This is a genomic window from Pleionea sp. WD8-19 (assembly GCF_055326765.1).
The window spans coordinates 119984-139198 of record NZ_JBUZOU010000006.1 but is presented as its reverse complement, the minus strand read 5'-3'; the positions used below and the strand labels follow the sequence as shown (position 1 = coordinate 139198).

The 19215-nt window shown below is 42.1% G+C and carries 19 protein-coding genes; 7 read left to right on the top strand and 12 right to left on the bottom strand.

Features of this window, described 5'->3' with window-relative positions:
- Nucleotides 1–19 precede the first annotated feature (19 nt).
- From prpF to ACTUJY_RS09400, 3 genes are all read right to left on the bottom strand, one after another.
- Nucleotides 20–1198: a 2-methylaconitate cis-trans isomerase PrpF gene (prpF, locus tag ACTUJY_RS09410; RefSeq protein ID WP_463615827.1), complete on the bottom strand. Its 1179-nt coding sequence runs from the start codon at nucleotides 1196–1198 to the stop codon at nucleotides 20–22.
- Nucleotides 1199–1307: 109 nt separating this feature from the next.
- Nucleotides 1308–3920 carry a Fe/S-dependent 2-methylisocitrate dehydratase AcnD gene (gene acnD, locus ACTUJY_RS09405; protein WP_463615944.1) on the bottom strand — a complete coding sequence of 871 codons (2613 nt, stop codon included), beginning with the start codon at nucleotides 3918–3920 and terminating at the stop codon, nucleotides 1308–1310.
- Between the two features lie 112 nt (nucleotides 3921–4032).
- A complete protein-coding gene (locus ACTUJY_RS09400; RefSeq protein WP_463615826.1) occupies nucleotides 4033–4689 on the bottom strand; it encodes a GntR family transcriptional regulator in 657 nt (218 codons plus the stop codon).
- Between the two features lie 189 nt (nucleotides 4690–4878).
- On the opposite strand from ACTUJY_RS09400, the gene ACTUJY_RS09395 reads away from it, so the two are divergent.
- From ACTUJY_RS09395 to ACTUJY_RS09380, 4 genes are all read left to right on the top strand, one after another.
- Nucleotides 4879–5097, top strand: coding sequence for a hypothetical protein (locus ACTUJY_RS09395; protein WP_463615825.1), 219 nt, complete (start codon nucleotides 4879–4881; stop codon nucleotides 5095–5097).
- Nucleotides 5098–5288: 191 nt separating this feature from the next.
- Nucleotides 5289–5453 (top strand): hypothetical protein, encoded by a 165-nt coding sequence (locus tag ACTUJY_RS09390; protein WP_463615824.1) that lies wholly within the window; start codon nucleotides 5289–5291, stop codon nucleotides 5451–5453.
- 40 nt (nucleotides 5454–5493) lie between these two features.
- The gene (locus tag ACTUJY_RS09385; protein ID WP_463615823.1) at nucleotides 5494–6396 is read left to right on the top strand and encodes a nucleotidyltransferase domain-containing protein; all 903 of its coding nucleotides are present in this window, start codon (nucleotides 5494–5496) and stop codon (nucleotides 6394–6396) included.
- Nucleotides 6397–6510: 114 nt separating this feature from the next.
- Complete coding sequence (locus ACTUJY_RS09380; protein WP_463615822.1) at nucleotides 6511–7179, top strand: DNA polymerase beta superfamily protein; 669 nt, start codon at nucleotides 6511–6513, stop codon at nucleotides 7177–7179.
- A gap of 136 nt (nucleotides 7180–7315) precedes the next feature.
- Here ACTUJY_RS09380 and ACTUJY_RS09375 read toward each other — a convergent pair whose 3' ends face one another.
- On the bottom strand, nucleotides 7316–8704 hold the full coding sequence (locus ACTUJY_RS09375; RefSeq protein ID WP_463615821.1) for a hypothetical protein: 1389 nt from the start codon (nucleotides 8702–8704) through the stop codon (nucleotides 7316–7318).
- A 230-nt stretch (nucleotides 8705–8934) separates the two neighbouring features.
- Nucleotides 8935–9201, bottom strand: a complete 267-nt coding sequence (locus ACTUJY_RS09370) for a YdeI/OmpD-associated family protein (protein WP_463615820.1) — start codon at nucleotides 9199–9201, stop codon at nucleotides 8935–8937.
- 374 nt (nucleotides 9202–9575) lie between these two features.
- Here ACTUJY_RS09370 and ACTUJY_RS09365 point away from each other — a divergent pair, with 374 nt between their 5' ends.
- Both ACTUJY_RS09365 and ACTUJY_RS09360 read left to right on the top strand, forming a co-directional pair.
- Nucleotides 9576–10250 carry a CatA-like O-acetyltransferase gene (locus tag ACTUJY_RS09365; protein WP_463615819.1) on the top strand — a complete coding sequence of 225 codons (675 nt, stop codon included), beginning with the start codon at nucleotides 9576–9578 and terminating at the stop codon, nucleotides 10248–10250.
- Nucleotides 10251–10525: 275 nt separating this feature from the next.
- A complete protein-coding gene (locus ACTUJY_RS09360; RefSeq protein ID WP_463615818.1) occupies nucleotides 10526–12016 on the top strand; it encodes a carbohydrate-binding protein in 1491 nt (496 codons plus the stop codon).
- A gap of 67 nt (nucleotides 12017–12083) precedes the next feature.
- On the opposite strand, the gene ACTUJY_RS09355 is transcribed toward ACTUJY_RS09360, so the two are convergent.
- The 3 genes from ACTUJY_RS09355 to ACTUJY_RS09345 all read right to left on the bottom strand — a co-directional run bounded on the left by ACTUJY_RS09355 (nucleotide 12084) and on the right by ACTUJY_RS09345 (nucleotide 14550).
- Nucleotides 12084–13493 carry a PKD domain-containing protein gene (locus ACTUJY_RS09355; protein WP_463615817.1) on the bottom strand — a complete coding sequence of 470 codons (1410 nt, stop codon included), beginning with the start codon at nucleotides 13491–13493 and terminating at the stop codon, nucleotides 12084–12086.
- A 375-nt stretch (nucleotides 13494–13868) separates the two neighbouring features.
- A complete protein-coding gene (locus ACTUJY_RS09350) occupies nucleotides 13869–14255 on the bottom strand; it encodes a DUF488 domain-containing protein (RefSeq protein WP_463615816.1) in 387 nt (128 codons plus the stop codon).
- Nucleotides 14256–14289: 34 nt separating this feature from the next.
- Nucleotides 14290–14550, bottom strand: a complete 261-nt coding sequence (locus ACTUJY_RS09345) for a DUF5062 family protein (protein ID WP_463615815.1) — start codon at nucleotides 14548–14550, stop codon at nucleotides 14290–14292.
- Nucleotides 14551–14703: 153 nt separating this feature from the next.
- Between ACTUJY_RS09345 and ACTUJY_RS09340 the strand changes: the two genes are divergently transcribed.
- The gene (locus ACTUJY_RS09340) at nucleotides 14704–15411 is read left to right on the top strand and encodes an SDR family NAD(P)-dependent oxidoreductase (protein WP_463615814.1); all 708 of its coding nucleotides are present in this window, start codon (nucleotides 14704–14706) and stop codon (nucleotides 15409–15411) included.
- Nucleotides 15412–15413: 2 nt separating this feature from the next.
- On the opposite strand, the gene ACTUJY_RS09335 is transcribed toward ACTUJY_RS09340, so the two are convergent.
- From ACTUJY_RS09335 to ACTUJY_RS09320, 4 genes are all read right to left on the bottom strand, one after another.
- Entirely contained in the window at nucleotides 15414–15770 is a 357-nt protein-coding gene (locus tag ACTUJY_RS09335; RefSeq protein WP_463615813.1) for a hypothetical protein, read from the bottom strand.
- Between the two features lie 278 nt (nucleotides 15771–16048).
- Nucleotides 16049–17302 carry a Rossmann-fold NAD(P)-binding domain-containing protein gene (locus ACTUJY_RS09330; RefSeq protein ID WP_463615812.1) on the bottom strand — a complete coding sequence of 418 codons (1254 nt, stop codon included), beginning with the start codon at nucleotides 17300–17302 and terminating at the stop codon, nucleotides 16049–16051.
- 82 nt (nucleotides 17303–17384) lie between these two features.
- A complete protein-coding gene (locus tag ACTUJY_RS09325) occupies nucleotides 17385–17672 on the bottom strand; it encodes a DUF1315 family protein (RefSeq protein WP_463615811.1) in 288 nt (95 codons plus the stop codon).
- Between the two features lie 216 nt (nucleotides 17673–17888).
- Nucleotides 17889–19208 (bottom strand): hypothetical protein, encoded by a 1320-nt coding sequence (locus ACTUJY_RS09320; protein WP_463615810.1) that lies wholly within the window; start codon nucleotides 19206–19208, stop codon nucleotides 17889–17891.
- Between the last annotated feature and the right edge of the window lie 7 nt (nucleotides 19209–19215).

The following is a 19215-nucleotide window of genomic DNA, read 5'->3' as shown; positions in this document are numbered from 1 at the left end:
ATGGGTGTTACACGCTCAACTAAATCACATCACCAGGCACACGCACCCAACCTTCCATTAATACCCGTGCACTTCGGCTCATTACCACTTTTTTCGCAATCCACTCATCATTGTCTTCGATGGTTTCAGCACCAACGCGTAAAGTGCCAGAAGGATGACCAAAGGTGACCGAATTACGCTTACCACCACCAGCTGCTGAATTGACCAAAGTACCCGGAATGGTGGCCGCTGTTGCTATTGCCACAGCAGCAGTGCCCATCATGGCGTGATGCAACTTGCCCATAGACAACGCACGCACATTTAAATCAATGTCAGAAGCAGATACTTTTTTACCACTTGAGGAAACATAGTCGGCGGGTTTCGCAACAAAAGCAATTTTCGGTGTATGCTGACGTGATGCCGCTTCTTCGACATTCTTTATCAATCCCATTTTTATCGCACCGTGCGCTCGAATGGTTTCAAATCGACTGAGTGCATCCACATCATTGTTAATGGCTTCTTGCAATTCGGTTCCGTTGTAACCAATGTCTTCAGCATTTAAAAAGAGGGTAGGAATTCCAGCATTAATTAAAGTGGCTTTAAAAGTTCCAACACCGGGTATTTCCAAATCATCGACAAGGTTACCTGTGGGGAACATCACCCCTTCGCCATCGGCAGGATCCATAAATTCCACTTGCACTTCGGCAGCCGGAAACGTAACACCATCCAGTTTAAAATCGCCGGTTTCCTGAACTTGTCCATTGGTGATAGGAACGTGGGCTACAATTGTTTTTTCGATGTTCGCTTGCCAAATTCGTACAACACAAATTCCATTTTCTGGGATGCGCTCGGCTTCTACCAATCCGCAACTGATAGCAAAGGAACCCACCGCTGCGGTCAAATTACCACAGTTTCCACTCCAATCAATAAAGGGTTTATCAATCGAAACTTGACCAAATAAATAATCCACATCGTGTTCCGGTTTACTGCTTTTGGAAAGAATCACGGTTTTGCTGGTACTGGAGGTCGCTCCGCCCATGCCATCGGTGTGTTTACCATAAGGATCGGGACTACCAATCACCCGAAGCAATAAATGGTCTCGAATTTTTCCTGGAACTTGCGCTTTTTTGGGTAAGTCATTCAGATTAAAAAACACACCTTTGCTTGTACCGCCTCGCATATAAACGGCTGGTATTTTTATTTGTGGCTTGTGCTTCATCAATCAAATCCTATTGTAAGTTAAGTAGAATGCTGTGAAAGGTGGTCGTTTTGAACTAAGTGATCTGTTGAGCTTTGCTCAGCGAAGCTCAACAAACCTATTTTACGGCTTAGTTAACGGCAGAGGACTCTAAAAAGTCCTGTGCAAATCGTTGCAAAACACCACCTGCAGAATAAATGGAAACCTCTTCTGCAGTGTCTAATCGACACTTAACGGGAACTTCAACCGTTTCACCATTACTACGGTGAATGATTAAAGTCAGTTCAGCACCAGGCGCGATATCACCATCGATATCAAAGGTTTCCGTTCCATCAATGGTGTATGTATTGCGAGTATCACCGTTAGTAAATTCAACAGGAAGCACACCCATACCAATTAAGTTGGTGCGATGAATGCGTTCGAAACCTTCGGCCACAATCACTTCAACCCCTGCTAGTCTCACACCTTTTGCAGCCCAGTCACGCGAAGAACCCTGACCGTAATCCGCACCGGCAATAATGATTAAGGGTTGTTTGCGATCCATATAGGTTTCAATCGCTTCCCACATACGAGTGACTTTACCTTCCGGCTCAATACGCGCTAAAGAGCCTTGCTTAATCTCGCCATTTTCATCACGCACCATTTCATTAAACAGTTTGGGGTTGGCAAAAGTGGCTCGTTGCGCCGTTAAGTGATCACCGCGATGCGTTGCGTAAGAGTTAAAGTCTTCTTCGGGTAAGCCCATTTTAGCCAAATATTCTCCGGCGGCGCTGCTTGATAAAATCGCATTCGATGGCGATAAGTGATCGGTAGTGATGTTATCGCCAAGTACCGCCAAAGGTCGCATGCCTTTCATGGTTCGTTCACTCGCTAATGCGCCTTCCCAATAAGGAGGACGACGAATGTAAGTGCTTTTAGGGCGCCACTCATACAACGGACTGGTTTCTTCACCATACTCAACAGACAGATTAAACATGGGATCGTACACTTTTCGAAATTGTTCTGGCTTTACATGTTCACGAATCACTGCATCAATTTCTTCATCGGTTGGCCATAAATCTTTTAAGGTAACTGGATTGCCTTTCTGATCGTGACCCAACACATCTTTTTCAATATCAAATCGAGTCGTTCCTGCAATGGCATAAGCAACCACCAACGGTGGTGAAGCTAAAAACGCTTGTTTTGCGTAGGGGTGAATACGACCATCGAAATTTCGATTTCCAGATAACACAGCGGTCGCGTAGAGATCGCGATCGATCACTTCTTTTTGAATATCCGGATCCAATGCGCCACTCATTCCGTTACAAGTCGTACAAGCGAAACCTACGATACCGAAACCCAACTGCTCTAATTCAGGTAACAGGTTAGACTCTTCCAAGTAAAGTTGAACCGCTTTAGATCCTGGCGCTAACGAAGTTTTTACCCAGGGCCGACGTGATAACCCTTTCGCATTCGCATTGCGAGCTAACAAGCCCGCCGCAATAACATTGCGCGGATTACTGGTATTGGTACAACTGGTAATTGCGGCAATAATACAAGCGCCATCGGGCATATTACCCTTCCAGTTTTGATCATTTGGCAACTCTACTTTTCCAGTAATGCCATGTTTGGCCAAGTCAGATGTCGATACGCGACGGTGTGGATTGGAAGGCCCTGCAATATTACGACCGACCGAAGAAAGATCAAACCTTAACACGCGCTCGTACTCAGCCTTTTCCAAACTATCCGCCCAAAGCCCTGCAGTTTTCGCATAGTATTCAACAAGCTTGACTTGCTCATCATCTCGGCCCGTCAACTTTAAATAGTCGATGGTTTTTTCATCGATATAAAACATGGCAGCCGTAGCGCCAAACTCCGGTGTCATATTGGAAATGGTCGCGCGATCACCCAATGTTAAGTCACTCGCACCTTCTCCATAGAATTCCAGATAAGCACCCACCACACGTTCTTTACGTAAAAACTCGGTAATGGCTAATACTATGTCCGTTGCCGTAATTCCGGGTTGTCGCTTACCCACCAATTCAACACCCACAATGTCCGGTAAGCGCATATAAGACGCCCGCCCCAACATCACACTTTCAGCTTCTAAACCACCAACCCCCACAGCAATCACACCCAATGCATCCACATGCGGCGTATGGCTATCGGTTCCCACTAACGTATCCGGAAAGGCTACGCCATCGCGCGCGTGAATCACAGGCGACATTTTTTCTAAATTGATTTGATGCATAATACCGTTACCAGGCTGGATCACATCGACGTTTTTAAACGCTTTTTTGGTCCAGTTAATAAAGTGGAAACGATCTTCGTTGCGTCGATCTTCAATCGCACGATTTTTCTCAAAGGCATCTTTTTCAAAACCCGCGTGCTCTACCGCTAGCGAGTGATCCACAATTAATTGCGTAGGTACCACCGGGTTTACTTTAGATGGATCGCCGCCCTTTTTCGCGATCGCATCACGCAATCCGGCTAAGTCAACCAACGCAGTTTGACCTAAAATATCGTGACAAACTACTCGAGCAGGAAACCATGGAAAGTCCAGCTCTCGTTTGCGCTCAATAATTTGCTTTAACGAGTCGGTTAATTTATTTGGCTCACATCGTCGTACCAAATTTTCCGCCAAAACACGCGACGTATAAGGCAGTTTTTCATATGCACCAGATTGAATGGCTTCCACCGCTTCGCGTGTATCGAAGAAATCCAACGATGTTCCTTCTAAATTTTTTCGATAAGTTGTATTCATCATATTTTCAAAAGCCTTGTTTTAAGTTTTAATTTCAATTCTTTTTTCTAGTGCGTCTAAAGCAATTAATTTTCACTATTTTTTTCGCTCTAGCGCGATATATGCAGTCGCATTACAGTAATTTCTTTTCTAAACTGTTTTTCGTATACGAAATATGTCGGCGCATTAATATTTCAGCGAGCTCCGCATCACGATTCGAAATTGCTTTGACAATATTTTTATGTTCATCGTAGGCAGTGGTCACTCTAGGGCCAACCATAGCCAACTGAACGCGGTACATTCGAACCAAATGATAAAGCCCATCAAACAACATCGAGATTAAATGACTGTTCTTGCTGCCGAGAATAATGCAGTAATGAAAATCCACGTCTCCTGCTTCTTGGTAATAGTTTTCACCCTTTTGCACCGATTCCGCATAAGAGTTTAGCAAAGCATTGAGATCATCAACTTCTTCATCAGTCATATGAGTAGCAGCCAATCGGGCCGCCATACCTTCGAGCGCTTCACGCACCTGGTATAACTGCACAAGCCCTTCTGGCGTCAATGCCACCACTCGAGCCCCAACGTTGGCTTTACGCTCAACCAGGTGGCAAGACTCCAAACGGTTAATTGCCTCGCGTACCACTGCACGACTCACTGAATATTTTGTCGACAATTCGGTTTCGCTGAGCTTGGAACCCGCCTCAATCAAACCTTCTACGATGTCTTTTCGCATCTGGAAAAACGTTTTATCGGCGTTGGTGATGGGTTTTTCGGCAACTTGAGCCATGAATTTGGATGGTTTTAGCTAATATTGTCGACAATATAGGCATATACTGATCATTAGTCAAACTTTGATAGCAGAATTGTCGACAAAACACCCAAGCCTTATCCGTGCTTATCAACAACATTCTTCATCTAGTCAATCAGCAACCAACAGACTATAATCAGACTGAATTTAGTCTGAAGTAAGGCGATTATGCGTACCGAAACCGTAACTTACCTTAAAGAACATGCAAATAAACTCGAGCTTTCCAGCCCACTGCTGGTAACCAAAAAAGGGAAAGCTTGCTATGTCGTACAAAGTGTCGAAAACTATCAGTACCAGCAGGAAACTCTGGCCCTATTGAAATTAATGAAACTCTCTGAACATTCCGGCGCAAAAGAACGACTTTCGCTTGACGATGCTTTTAAGTAAATCGCCACTAATCGTCAGGAATTCGATTCAATGTACACTATTACTGCAACGCCAGTATTCAAGATTACCCTTCAGCGCTTAATTTATTTTTTAACTCACAAATACTGGCATCAGATACTAAACGCATTATAAAAGAAAAAGTAACTCAGGCACTGGGTGAAAATCCCTATATATCCCCTGTTAGCGATCGGTTGTTATCTATTGGCATCAGTGAGTATCGTCCGTTCCGAGTTGATGAACACAACCTCGTTTTCTATTCCATAGATGAAAATGAAAAACAGGTTGTTTTATTGGCCGTAATGGACAGCCGACAAAGTATTCAACAGCTTTTATTTGAAGTTTCATTGATGCTTTAAACGGAAAGTTAACTTCAAATTTTCAACGTGATAACTCACAATGAACTTAATCAAAGAGCTCAATAGCAAAAGACTATTAATTAATCCGCCTTCGTTCCTGGCCGACTCTACTCAATACCTGGTTATTATGGGTTCTGTTGCATACGGTGTATCCAATAACACTTCCGATATGGATACCTACGGATTTGTAATTCCACCAAAAGAAGTCCTCTTCCCGCATCTACGAGGAGAAATTCCAGGGTTTGACGACAAAGACGAAATGTTTGAACAGTTCCAGCAACATCATATACGGGATAAAACGGCTTTAGGTGGAAAAGGTCGTGAGTACGACTTAACCCTGTACTCGATCACTAAATATTTCCGACTGTTAATGGATAATAACCCCAATATCATCGACAGCCTATTCGTGCCTAAAAACTGCATACTTCACAGCACAACCATTGGAACAATGGTACGAGGACAACGAACTGTATTTTTACACAAAGGCTGTTGGCAGAAGTTTAAAGGATACGCCTATTTGCAGTTGCACAAAATAAGAACGAAACAGCCTGAAGGAAAGCGAAAAGCGATTGTCGAAGAGTTTGGGTATGATGTGAAGTTTGCCTACCACGTGGTTCGATTGCTCGACGAAGTGGAACAGCTCTTGGAACACCAATCAATGGATCTACAACGAAATAAGGAACAGCTAAAATCCATTCGCCGTGGAGAATGGACCTTGGCTCAATTGGAACAATATTTTGCGAAAAAAGAAGCTCACCTTGAAAGCATTTATCAAAAGAGTAAACTTCCAAGTCAACCCAATAAAACGGTAATAAAGACCTTATTGTTGAGTTGCCTAGAGCAGCACTACGGTAATATCGACTCAGTTATTATTCAAGAAGATAAAGCAGTCAATGCACTCAAGCAGATATCTGCAATCATAAAATCACTCGAAGATGATTAAGTTAAACAACATGATTGAATCCTCCATACATCAAAAAATTAATGACTCCCTCAATCAACTAGAGCAAGTACGAAACATTAAAATTATCACTGCCGTTGAAAGTGGTAGCCGAGCTTGGGTTTCCCTTCGAAAGACAGTGACTATGATGTACGAATTATTTACGCACACGCAATCAACGACTATTTATCCGTGTTTGATCGCAAAGACACTCTGGAAGAGCCTATTACTGACGAGTTGGATATTGCCGGATGGGATCTTTCCAAAGCGCTAGCTTTGATGTACTCCGGCAATGCAGTTATTCATGAGTGGCTAAACTCTCCCATAATATATCAGCAAAATAAATTACAAACTTGTCAACTTAGTGAATTTGCAAGAAAGGCATTTAACCCTGTAAAGGCATTCCATCATTATTGCGCAATGTCACTAAAAAAGTTCAATGTTGCGAAAGAGGAAGCCTTCACAGCCAAAAGGTTACTTTACGCTTATCGAACCTTACTTTGCGCCGTTTGGGTAAAAGAAAACCGCTCTGCCCCACCCTTAGAGTTTCAAGAATTAATGAACTGTTTACTCACAAATGAGCCTAAAATTTTTAATCGATTAATGCAAATAATCGCGATCAAAGAAAACCAAAATGAACAACAAAGTATTTATGTTGACGAAGAATTGATTCATTTCGCCAATACAACGCTCAGCCAGTTAAAGTTGCATCGGCCGGATAAGGTTTCCCGCCCTCCAAAAGAAGATTTCAACCGACTTTTTCGGCAATTACTTAAAACAAACTGACTTTATCGAGTGAAAGACAGAACCGATAAACGCCTATATAAATCACTACTCAACCTTAATCATTAAGCCACTACTCTTTATTCGTAGTGGCTTAACTTTACCAGAGACAACAATACCTTGTTTTTCTATGCAGCAATTAAGATCGCTTAAATCTACGAAGGAGTAATATTAATGCGAAATAACCGATAGCTCCACCACTTGAAGAACTTCCTGTCGCCGCTGTACCGTCGGAGGTAAGCTGTGTTGTAAATAACGATCCTGTGTCACTGCTATTATCAAATGAAGCAAACGCAGCTTGGTTTGTTACGCTAAAATACCGGAAACCTTCTGTAATTGGGTATTGAGAAACTTTACTCAACTCTTGATTATTAGAGGCATGCCATAGTTCAATCGAAGATTCACTGGAATATTTTAGAAAATAAAAATTGCTTCCATGAAAACTGTGAGGAAGGATAATTGTTTCAGTATGCTCTGTAAGTAACTGTGTTCCTGAATGCGTTCCATCGGTTACCCACAATTGACCAGATTTATTGAAATAGACTTTATTTCCAACTTTTGTAAATCGTTTTATAAACCCAAAGTAAGACGATCGCTCAACAAGCGTATGTGTGCCCTCTGCAGTCCCGTCGGTAACCCAAAGCGTCTCGTCTTGTTCTATTAATAGCGAATTATTCACCGTAACCCAATTAAAACCTGAAAAGCCGATAGTGCCAGGCTTAGTCTCTCGAAGTACTTCCAGTCCTGAATAGTCGCTTGCTACTTTAGTAATCGCTAAATCGTTATTTCCGTCAACGTAATAAAGGTTTCCACCAAAGCTCGCTATGTTTCGAGCTCCTGGCGTACGCATTATTTCGTAAACAACATCCTGCTGAGCGGTAAACAAAGTACCGTAGTTAGAATATGAAAGAATGATCAGGTCGCCATTATGACTCACCATATCTAAAACTGGCCCCACCGACGAGTTTGATATTCTATAGGTTCCCGCTTGCGTTCCATCAGTTTTGTATATGTGGAACCCATCCGAAAGTTCAACTGAGAAATAAAGGTATTGTCCAACCGCAACCATTTGAGAGATGCGAGAGTCGTAGTAATACATACTGCCGTCGCCACAGAAAGCGTCAGCCTCATTCTCGCAATAAACGATTTCAGCCAACTTTTCGGTTCCTTGCGACGTACCATCGGTTATCCATACCGACTCTTTCATTGGCCATTCTACGGATGTGAAAATTAATTTATCACCCAATTGTTCGAAAATTGGCCGATCAAAGTAAGTATTCCATAGCCCCGATGATGCTTGCCCCGTATTGGAATCGACTAAAAGTGACGTTCCTGCTGTTGTGCCATCTGAAACCCAGATTTCCTCACCGTATTGAGCCGAACGAGCCGAAAAAAGATACTTGTCGTTCAAAGGCACAACGGGTGTGAAAGCGTCTAAAGAGGTGACAATTTCAGTACTCGTCGCGATGGATTGAAGAGAAATTCCAGCACAAAAGATGATTATTATTCGACCAAATAATTTATTCATAAACGACCTACGCTCGCTAAAAGGTATTTCCATGAAAGGAAACTCGATATTACAAAGTGACCTAAGTATTTCAGAGTTCGCCTGAAAAACGAGCAATAATATTGATTATAGAGATTCCTGTCTATAAGAATATGCAAAACTTCAAGCCGAAGGGTAATGACTTAAAGCAAGATTTAAGCTTGACTGTTTTTGTGTCAAGCAGCCTCAACCAACCCACTCAAAAACTTATTTTATTTATGCGAATTTTCACGATGAGGGCATCCTGGCCAACAACAAGGTCGGCGCTTGCCATTTTTAAGATCATTTCTTAAACGATCTAATCGTCGATTCCGTGTTTCTATTTTTTTAGCATCTTCAACCCAGCAGATCCATTCATTACGAGCAAGAGGTGTAATACTTTCCCAGGCTTCAAGAGCTTGCTGATCGGCCATAAGAATGTTGCACAAATCGTCTGAAGGCTCATGCACTACACCTGATGAAATTTCAATGTTGGCCATACGAAACCTACACTCCTTTCTGGTCTATCGAATTAGTTTACATAAACTTCCATAAATGGCCAGTTTGATACCTATCCTGGCTCCTATCGGTTTAATTAAAAACAAACAATTAAAACTCGATGTGAAATATATTAAAAAAAAACTGAATGCCTTTAAATTTTTCGACAAACACTTTCAATTTTTCGTCATTGCAAAGAAAATTACGAATATTGGTTAATACACGAACACATTTCTTTAAAATACTTTCTTTGCTAAAATTATGAGCCAACAAATTAAAGTTTAAAGAATTGAAATAATTAAGTGCCAATGCTCAACAAAAATAGCTCCAGCAATAAAAAGTGTACTTTTTTTTACGAATTGAATGAAATAACGCCATGATAAATAATACTCTAGACATACGCCCAATTGACCGCAGTACCCTGTGTAATTATGAGCTGTGGGCGCAAGATTTTTTTACCAACCCAAAATTCATTCAAAATCCGTATCTGGACATTACATTACAGTTGGATATCACCAACGCAAGAGCGGGCTATGAAGCTCAAGAAGAAGGAACCTTTACTTCATTTTTGTATTTTCATCTGATTCAAGCTTTAAAAAACCACTCAGAATTTTGCTATCGATATATCGATAATCAGTGGATTGAAGTAAGAAACCCACCTTTGCTTTTTCCTATTGCGCGTGGTAATAAGCGCAATCGTTTCTATGAAGCATTTATTCCCAATACGTTCAAAATGAGCTGGTCAGAATTTGCCAAAGCCTATCAAACAGAAATCGAAAAAAGTAAAAACGACTCTATGAAAACGGGGAACGATTTATTTGCCTATTCTCTGTTTATTGGAAATTTACCCAACCTTCAATTTACCGGTTTAACCCTTCACGTTAATAACAGCCAAAGCGCTCAACCATTTTTCTATTTTGGAAAGCGCTATTGGCAAGATCAAAAACTGTTCATCAGCTTGTGTATTAAGTTTCATCATTCTTGTGTCGATCCTTACATTATTGATTTGCTTATTCAGGATTTCCAGGCTCAATTTTCAATCAACAAATAAATCCGCCAACCTCAAAATATTGCTTTTAGTGATAAAGAGAATCACTTCTAACTTCATAAAAATAGTTTGACAACAACTTGACTTAAACCAACCAACACGTTAGAAATAACCATGTAAGCGCTTTCAAAAAACTTTGATAAATCCACGCGTTAAATTATCGAATAAAGCGATACAAACAAAACTGCCTGGCAGTGCATATCCGTTTTTGAGTTTTAATAAACGTTGTCCCTTTACGGAAACCACTAAGTCCGGGTTAATACAATAAGGGGAACAATATGAACAGCTCGCGCGCCTTATCACCATTTATTCTATTATTAATCATTCTTCAACTCGCTTGTTCAAACTCTTTTGCCACCGTATTACAAGCCGAAGATTTTAATAATGCCTTTGACACAACGCCTGGAAATTACGGCGGAGTCTATCGCTCAACCGATGTCGATATTGAAGCAACAAGTGATGTCGACGGAGGTTTTAATGTCGGTTGGATTGAAAAAAGCGAATGGTTGGCATTTAACAATGTTCACTTTCCAACATCGGGTAATTACATTATAAAACTTCGAGTGGCCAGCCCCTACAACGGCACATCCGCTTCGATTGATTTAAACGGCGGCAGCATTGTTTTGGGCTCGGTTAATATCCCAAACACAGGAAGTTGGCAATCGTGGCAAACCGTTGAATTTCAAGCTCAGGTTTCTGCCGGTAACTACGATTTAGGGGTTTACGCTTCAACAGGCGGATGGAACCTCAATTGGGTAGAGGTTATTCCAAGCCCTTCCGGAGAAACCGCTACGATCATTTATCAGCATTGCAATTATGAAGGTTGGTCTGTGCATCTCAATGAAGGTGATTATAACCTTAGTACGTTAACAGCTCTTGGTTTTGTCAATAACGATGCATCTTCTATCCAAGTTTCTTCAGGTTACGAAGCGGTACTTTTTCAACAAGACAATTTCCAAGGCACATCAATCGTTAAAAACGCTTCGGATACTTGTTTAGTTAACGACGGCTTTAATGACAATATATCATCGATCATTGTACGTCGTACTAACCATGAGGTTACTTGGAGTGATGAGTTTGATTCGATTAATTTATCGAATTGGACTTTTGAAACCGGAGGTCAAGGTTGGGGCAACAATGAACTGCAATATTACACCAATGGTGACAATGCTTTTATTCAGTTTGATAACGACGCAGGAAGCAATGTATTGGTGATTGAAGCACGACGGGAAGGTGGACACCAATGTTGGTACGGGCCATGTCAATATACATCGACTCGAATGATCACTCGCGATAAAAGAGAGTTTGGATACGGCCGAATTGAAGCACGCATTAAACTCACTCAAACGCAAGGTGGTTGGCCTGCATTCTGGATGCTAGGCAGTAACTTTGGCAATGTCGGTTGGCCCGCCTGCGGTGAAATAGATGTAATGGAACACGTTAATAACGCGTCTCAAATTCACGGAACCATTCATTGGCAAGACCATAGAAATCAATACGCCAGTTACGGTGGATCGACAAGTGCAGATACTTCTAAATATCAAATTTATGCAATTGAACGAGATGCGAATGAAATTCGCTGGTACTTCAATGATGAACTTTATCATGTTGCGAGTATTTCTAATGGTGTCAATGGAACCAGCGAGTTTCACAATCCATTTTTTCTATTATTAAATTTCGCAGTAGGAGGTAATTGGCCAGGAAGCCCAGACTCATCCAGCATGTTTCCGCAACGTATGTATGTCGACTACGTTCGTTTTTACGAATAAATTTTATATTCGAGTGCAAACGTCTTACGCTAATGAAAGCGTAAGACGTATAATTTAAGCGCCCCGACTACAGCGGATCGCCAGTATTTCCTACACGAACTTCACAAGTGTCAGAGTGATACTGACCACTGGAATCAGTGACAGACAATGAAATCGTATGGGTGCCTTCATTATTAAAAGTTACCGTATGAGGTCCATAGCCATCACGAGTGTTCATTAAGTTTCTATCAATTAACCATCGATAAGAACTCATGTTAGCGCCTTCAGAGGGTTGCGAGCCACTTGCATTAAAACTAACGGTAAGAGGCGCTTCACCATAAGTACGCGACACATTGCAAACCGCGCGAATAACGTCAGCAGGTGAAACATATCCATCAATCATTGGTTGCCCTTCATTTACTAAATGATTCATCGCAAGTTGAATCGTTATCGGTTCTTGTGCAATTTGCGTGTGCCCCATAAAAATCCAACGTTGTCTGTACCAGCCATTATCAAAAACTGTGTCGGACTGATTTGCATCACTTACATAAGACCGAACTTGATTGGCCGAGTTATCAATCCACTCATCTAAAAATTGAGCTCCAGAAACCATATTGAATACTTCTAAATTGTTTCTGCTCGTAAACACTCTATTAAAATCAGTTTGGTATCCGAAAAAATCCGCATCATTTGCATTAGGATTAAGCACGGTGTTTTCGGTCACGGCTAATTCACTTTGGTTTACATTCGCGACTGGATCAAACATTTGCACTATTAATGGAACATTCGGATAATCTCGCTTAAATCGTTGGGCCAAATGTGTGACTAGCGCACCTCCTCGACTATGGCCAACTAAATATACCGAGCGAAGATTTTCAGAGTGAAACTTTGTTTTTAACCAATCATAATAGGCATTGACAATTTCAGTTTTATTATCCGTTGTGAATCCCCAATTAAATCGCGCATCCCAAGCCAATCCAGCGAACGTGTTATCTTCTAAGCGGATAAACTCATCAAAAATTCGAAAGGCTAAAGAATCTTGGTTCATATTAAATACATGTGAAGCTTGTGTTTTGCTGTATTCCTTTGCAAAATCTTCCACCTGACCGGTTAGCAAATTTGATAGCCCATTTCCAAAACGCTGCCCACCCGAAATAAAAACCAAATGCTCCACTTGATCTTTAGCTGGCTCCACGTAACGCGCTAGGTAGGTGTTTTTCTGCTTATCTTTCGCTACTTTATTTTGCTCCCAGTGTCTAAACTCGAAAGGTGTTTTCCCATTACAGGTAATGGCGTGCCGACAGTATCTCACTTTTTCTACTAACACTTGCTCCGGAGCGGCTGAAACTTCATTAATCGCAGCACCAGAAGTCATAAAGCCTAATAAAAGACATACCTTACTTTTTATTTTTAAAACAGACATTCGTCTTTCCTCATGTTTAAACTGAACTTTTAATTTATGTTCACCGGTGATGCCGGAATAATAAAGCAGCGACATCTCATATTCCTATACACCTAAAGACACATTGACAATCTGCATTCGGCTGTGCTTACTCAAAGAAGAAAGTGGGCGAGGGTTTTAACGGTGATAAGCAGTTCAAATTATGAGAAGTGAACTAGCATAGATATAAATTCGATACTCTTACTGTTGCACTCTTAACAACACTAGAAGCCATCTCAAAAATTGAGTTTTGTCGTTTAAACAAGGCGCAGACGTTCGGAAAATCAGAATTTACATCCAATAGATTAGTGCCAGACAAACCTCCGCAACGCGGTATAAGCAGCGAAAGAGATTTTTGAGATGGCTTCTAGAAAGTTGACGAACAGTAAAATCCATTGTAGTCAGCAGGAAAAATAGCAATAAGAGAAAAACTCAAACAACATCCGCGCCACGCTCATTCAACAATTCACGCAGCACAATGCGGTGGCAGTGACTTTCACTTTCACAATAGCAGCCGACAGAAAAATCCGTAGTATGAGAAAGCGCAGCGAGTAAATCAAGTAAACGACTCGCGTCGGGCGACTGCATTTCCTTCCGAAACTTTCTATAAAAACCTGACCAGTCCGCTTCTGTTTTTGCACTTTTTCCTATTGCCATAAGTTCGGGTGATGGCGATAACAAAGGTTGCCAAACATCGTAGAAATTCCGACTCGCGTATTCTGCTTTAGGCACACCTCTGGGAGGGCGTCGCACGGTACCAATGCGAATACCCTCTTCCATGATTCTTGGAGTTCCCAACTGTACGATTCGAATACACATATACTATTCTCGTTAACCATAAAAACGAATTTTATTAATTTACCAATGGATGATCCTTTGGCAATTGATGAGAAATCCAGACTGCCAAGCGGTGCTTCATGGATAATGTATTTTCTTGCTCCTCAGCCATGGGTTGTATGAGATTATCGAGAACCAACAGTCGGTAAAGGCTCTCCACTTTTTGATTGGCCGACATGGTTGGTGAAAACCCTTTATAGCCCCGATTTTTTGCATAGCGCTCGCCAACTTCCAGTGCTTTTTTCAATAATTCCTTTTCATTTTTCAGTTTTTTCATTGGCTTTCCTCTGAGTGACTATCCAATAGCCATTAAGCTACCTGTTTATACTAGAAGTCTCAACCGAAAACTTTATACCCCATTTCACATCTCTTTTATGAAAGTCATCACTCTGGTCTACACTAAAGCTACGATACTGTTCAGTTCTTAATTATGTACCAACGCAAAACCATTCTGATCACAGGAGCCAATCGGGGATTGGGTTTTCAAGCCGCAAAAGAACTGGCCAGTGATGGTCATCGAATAATATTAACCGCTCGAGATTATCAGAAAGGTATTATCGCAGCACAAAAGCTTGGTGACGACATTGATGTTTATCAACTCGATGTTACTGATGAGCAAAGTGTCGAAAACGTCGCGCAAGAACTTAAAATAAAGCAGTTGAAGCTCAACGTTGTGATCAACAACGCTGGAGCGGTATACGATCGATGGCATAAAGACAATGAAATCAACCCTTTTTACTCGGACGTGGATACGTTTAAAAAAACAATGAATTTAAACGTCGCAGGCATTTATAGTGTGATTCACTATCTATCGCCTTTGTTAGACCAAACACTTCGTGCAGACATTATTAATCTGACTTCTGGGATGGGTGCATTCAATGAAATGGAACCCGGAGCGCCCGCTTACCGAATTTCAAAAGCAGCGGTTAATGCGATGACAGTTTATCTTGCAGCTTGGTATAAAAATACGAGTATTCACGTGAACAGCGTTTGCCCTGGATGGGTGCGAACGGATCTCGGGGGACCCAACGCACCACTCAGTCCACATGAAGGCATTGACAGCATAAAGTGGATTATTAACCAAGAGCCTGACATTAATGGAAAATTGATTCGGAATCGAAAAATAGTGCCGTTTTAACCTTAACAACGAACAATCTGCTTTGCCAACCCCAAACGCATAACGTAATGTAAGGGTAACTGCCAAAGGTTTTTATCGCTGTTCCACTTGCCACCGAATGTTTTAATTTTTTCGCGTAACTCATTGTCGCGATGATCAAGCTGCAGAAAAACATTTTCTTGCATCAGTCGAGTGTTGGCGTAAATTTGAGGATTATCGGACTCAATCGGTTTGGCGTCGACAATGATCTCAACAGTGGTGTAACGCACTTTTTGTTCTTTGTCTTCGCGGTAGCGAACATTGAGTAAGTTTTGGCCAAACTTATCCAGGTATTTTCGTGTACCTTTGTCACCCGCATTAAGCGTTCGTTTAACATCCATGTTTGTCACCTGTGTCAGAAGTTTTTGAGGGTGCTATTTATACCATAGTGTATAAGGCAACTTAATGACCACAGAACTGCAATTAGCTTGAGACATTGTCGACTCGCCACCTCAGCGATTCTATTAATCTAACCCCAAAAAAGGATAAAGCCCAGATAGTCAAAAAAGCTGCTTTCTGCTTTATACCGCGGTTTTACCTTTTCCAAATTCGAGTTAATGAATTTAAACAAAAAGGCCGGAGCATTCACTCCGGCCTTCAAAATCATCCATTAATCGACTTATAAATATTGCTTTAGATACTTATAGTTTGGCGTCAGTTTGCCTTTGTAAACAATAAGAGAGCGATAGAGTTCCGGGTGCAACTCCAAATCATCGAAATCGAGAGACAAGTCCAGGTTCATCAAGTGCGGCATGTAATTTTTCAAAATAGAACTGAAGTGTTCTGAAGCATCCAGTGACAGTTCGCACGGCAAGTTATCAATGGACATTACCGTTGGGCCATCCCAAGAAATTCCGTTTTTATAATCATCGTTTTCTGGATTATAGGTAAATGCAGGCTCATCAATCGTGCTGGCTATTTTTGTGCACTCTAATGAGCCATTAATGTCGCAACTGATATCGCCAATCACCCAAGGTAATTTGGCTTTGTGCTCCTGCATGCGCGCACGATCCAAATGCTTGGGGTACTTTTCTGTCCAGTAAGGTGTTTGGATTAAAATGTTGAACTTACCCAACAACTTGTCGAAAGTGCTTATGTATTCATCGTTTCCTTTAGCAACAAAATCATCAAACTCAAAATCTTTGCCGTCTTTTCTTGCATTAATATGACGACTGCTGGCCACGGTATACCAACTGCCTTCTGGCAAATGCCCCATTTCAATCGAATGAATGTCCACTTTGGGTAGTTTTAACCAGCGGCACACTTCTTCAGCACCTTTGCCGACATTTCCGGTACCCACAATAAGAATGCGTAATGCTTCGCCCTTTTGTAAATCAAGTTGAGCAAAACTTTGTTTAATGTCTTCAATGCCCTGATATTTTACCGTTTGCTTAACTAACGCCAAGTCGCTTTGTTTATTGATCAACGCCAGTTTTTCGCCGGCAATGGCAAAGGTATCAATCGCGCCGGCAATTCCGGCAAACCGCCCAAAGGCAATTGTACGAGCGCCGCGCTCATTCACAATGGTTTCGTAATCAAACAAGGTAGCACGACTATCAATAAACTTTTGTAGCAATGGCATATTGTATTCCTGACCTTTAATGGTGTGCGAAAACGCAATATGCACCTGCCCTGGTTTGATGGCGCTCACCGGTGGCTCTTTGATGCCGACCACCAATTCATAGTCTTCCGGAGAATTGACTAGAGTAGCGCCGGCTGACTGGTAATCGGAATCGCTGAAAATACGAATATCGGAATGTTCAACATCAATGGTGCAACCGTTTTGTTTGAGTTCTTCGATGGCTGCAGGCGTCAGTGGTGTGCGTCTTTCCCACTGGTTTTTATGTTCCTTCCTGACGATGGTTTTAAGCATTGCCTGTTCCTGTATTGGGTAGTCGTAAAAGTTAGATATCGATTAACTATCCTGAATTCGGAAAAATGAATTCAAGAATGGATTATTCTTCTTCGTCCAATCGTGTTTGCAAAATCACACTCGCTGCACCAACCATGGCACGTGTTGCCTGCTCCTTACCGAGCTGTACACTGCCGTCAGATTTCACCCGAAAAGGTTCATCATGCTCACCGTGTTTCTGTGCATCGTATAGCATTACCGCTCGTATGGCGGCTTCTTTCTGCTCATTGGTTAACACTGTGCCGTCTGGCCACTTGCCAATTTCTACCGCGGTTTTCATATTCTGGTAGATTTCCGGTGTCATGGCACCAACCAGCTGTTCAAGATCCATAGGAGTTTCTGCTTAGGACAAAGGGTGGGCGGATTATATGAAAGTCGGTTATAAGTCGCAACGCTGACCTTTGAGTTACGAGTTACGAGTTACGAGTTACGAGTTACGAGTTACGAGGGTCATTCTGAAACCCCGACTCTTTTAGTCAAATGAATCTTGGAGTTTTTTACTCGAAACTCGCTACTCGTCTCTCGAAACGAATCTGACCATGTCAGATTAATACCCATCAAAAAACAACACCAATTGCACACCGCGCGATGTCCAAGGTCCTGTTTTGCCCCCCGCTATCGGCATTTGACGGTATTTAAGTCGACCATCTGTATGAGTTTCCGTATTCAAATAATGAACCATTTTTCGAACGAGCCGCCCTGCTGCAAAGATGGAAGGCCAACTGCGATAAGCGGATGGCCAGTTTAATGTATATTCGCGTGGTCTGGTTCCACCCCAGCCTGGAATGGTCCCAATATTACGAAATCGATCACCCAGCGACTCTACCCCAGCCTCGACCATTAAAAAGTCCAACCGAGAAATGACTGAACTGGAACACCGACTGTTCCAGCTAACCAAGGGTAAATGCCCTTCTTTATGTTCAAAATTAGCCGTTGCGAGACTCGCGAGATACGTCCAGCCACTGTTCATTTTTGCGTTCGAATTTTCATCTCCATCCAGTGCCGTTTCAATCACCGCTTTCACGTTTTGCCAGGTAACGTCTCTTTGCGGCACGCCGGCTAGCATAAAAATTTCATTGGCGGTTTTAATAGCCAACTGTTTGTCGTCATAGCTCCAGTCGACTTTAGACTCCACTAATTCGGCAAGCAGACCCGCTCGATACACCAATGGGCTTGCACTAAAGCTGTACTCCAAATAGCCCGTACGAGGCTTAGGCCAAAAAAACGCCAATAATCGATCGTGCCAGCCACTGACTGCATCACCGACCGGTTTGCGCTGATACATGGGTTGAAATGGATCCTCATCAATCCAGGCCACCATCGCGCGGATAAACTCATCATCGGCAGCATTTTTATCGGGCACGAAGGGCGGATAAATATCTTCCCCAATGATTTCAACACCGGCATCGTCGAGAATACAAGGTTCATCAGACGGCGTTTCAATATCGGCCTGAATACGTGCTTCAGCAAAATTAAGGTAAAGATCTTGCTCGCTATAAGTCAGCGAGTCCCAATAATCCAGAGCCTGATCGGTTAAGCGCACACCTTCGATGGCGTCGCCCGTTTGTTCACAAACACATTCAACTGGACGCAGCACCGCAGGGTTAAGTCGAATTAAGTCTTCCGTCACTTGCCTGCAGTCTCGATAGGACCAAGGCACCATCAATCGAGACAATACCTCCACTGAAAAACGAAACTCCTGAGCCAATAACTGATGCATTGGTAGTTCTAGGTTACGCAAAGGCATTTTGCCCTCTCGCCAAGCATAGTGATTGTCGCTGAAGCGTTTAAACCAGACTTTCCAGGCAGCAATAAACAAGGCACGTGGCACTTGGAAATTACCGGCATTGAAGAAGGTCATGTGCATAGTTGAG